The sequence below is a fragment of the Geodermatophilus sp. CPCC 205506 genome (genome assembly GCF_051383635.1).
GTDB lineage: Bacteria > Actinomycetota > Actinomycetes > Mycobacteriales > Geodermatophilaceae > Geodermatophilus.
Genome location: NZ_JALPKP010000119.1, coordinates 1 through 1,085, shown reverse-complemented (window position 1 = coordinate 1,085; position 1,085 = coordinate 1). Strand labels below are relative to the sequence as shown.

Annotated in this window: 1 protein-coding gene; it reads left to right on the top strand. The window is 69.9% G+C overall.

The window, feature by feature from the left end; translation table 11 throughout:
* The coding region (locus MY520_RS27885) for a 3-keto-5-aminohexanoate cleavage protein (RefSeq protein ID WP_436695949.1) at positions 1-1,064 on the top strand (1,064 nt) is incomplete at its 5' end.
* Positions 1,065-1,085: the final 21 nt, after the last annotated feature.

The window sequence follows — 1,085 nt, the reverse complement described above, 5'->3', positions numbered from 1 at the left end:
GGAGAATTGACATGCACTTCCTCGACGATTCCCTGTTCCCCGAGAACCAGGAGAAGCTGGTCATCACCGCGGCCCCCTACGGGCCCGAGTGGGAGCCGGCCGACTTCCCGGAGGACATCCCGCTGACCATGGACCAGCACGTCCAGCAGGCGGTGGACTGCTGGGAGGCCGGCGCCACCGTGCTGCACATCCACGTGCGCGAGCTCGACGGCAAGGGCTCCAAGCGGCTGTCGCAGTTCAACGAGCTGCTGCGCCGCCTGCGGGAGGCCGTGCCGGAGATGATCCTGCAGGTCGGCGGGTCGATCTCGTTCTCCCCGGAGGGTGAGGACGGCGACGCCAAGTGGCTGTCCGACGACACCCGCCACATGCTCGCCGAGCTGGACCCCAAGCCCGACCAGGTGACCATCGCGATCAACACCTCGCAGATGAACATCGTCGAGCTGATGACCGACTCCGACATCGCGGGCACCTCGTTCCAGCGGCCCGAGCTGTGGGAGGCCTACCGCAACATGGAGGTGCCGGCCGGGCCCGAGTGGGTGGAGGAGCACCTGCGCCGGCTGGTCGCCAACGGCATCCAGCCGCACTTCCAGCTGGCCCACTCCGCGCAGCTGGAGACCGTGGAGCGGCTGGTCCGCCGCGGCGTCTACACCGGCCCGCTGAACATCACCTGGGTGTCCATCGGCGGCGGCTTCGACGGCCCGAACCCCTACACGATGATGGAGTTCATCCGCCGGGTGCCCGACGGCGCGTCGCTGACGCTCGAGAGCATCATGCGCAACGTCCTGCCGATCAACACGATGGCGATCGCGATGGGCCTGCACCCGCGCTGCGGCAACGAGGACACCCTCTGGGGACGGCTGGGCGAGAAGCTCACCTCCGCCGACGCCGTCCGCCAGCTCGTGCGGATCGCCGGCGAGCTCGGCCGCGAGGTCGCCACGGGCAAGGAAGCCCGCGAGATCTACCGGCTCGGCGAGTACTGGGACAGCGCCGACGAGGCGCTGGCCAAGCTCGGCTACCCGCCCAACCGCCGCCCCGGCCAGCGCGGCTTCCTGCACCACGCCTGACCGGCACCGCCTGACCGGCAC